This is a genomic window from Thermococcus sp. EP1, from assembly GCF_001317345.1.
Classification (GTDB): domain Archaea; phylum Methanobacteriota_B; class Thermococci; order Thermococcales; family Thermococcaceae; genus Thermococcus_A.
Map to the genome: position 1 here is coordinate 1 of NZ_JXCG01000035.1, position 514 is coordinate 514.

At 42.2% G+C, this 514-nt stretch carries 1 protein-coding gene; it reads right to left on the reverse strand.

Features of this window, described 5'->3' with window-relative positions:
- Positions 1-514 (reverse strand): FAD-dependent oxidoreductase (locus EP1X_RS09935; protein WP_156300743.1); only part of this gene is annotated, 514 nt, incomplete at both ends.

Here is a 514-nt window from a genome sequence, read left to right on the forward strand (position 1 = left end):
CGTTTGCAGAATAGATACCATTTAAGTTAATCCCCGGAACATTTGGAAGTTTTGGGGTTCCAGCACCGGTTCCTATAAACACCGCATCGTAGTTCTCGAGAAGTTCATCAAGAGTAACAGTTCTCCCTACTATGTAATCAGTTTTCATCTCAACACCAAGTTTCTTAAGCTTCTCAAGTTCTTTTTCAATGGTGTCATTAGGAAGCCTGAACTCGGGGATTCCATAAACAAGAACTCCCCCGGGTTTATGAAGGGCTTCAAATATCGTAACTTGGTATCCATCCTTGGCTAGTTCAGCAGCGCAGGTCAAACCAGCTGGACCTGCCCCGATAATAGCAACTTTTTCTTTTTTCTTTTCAATTTTTGGAATAATCTCTTGAAGGAGTTCTTCATCTATCCCATGTTCTCGTGCATAATCAGCAACGAATCTCTCAAGTTTCCCAATGTTTATTGGTTCTCCGACTTTGCCCATCACACAAGGAGCTTCACATTGATCCTCTTGGGGACAAACTCT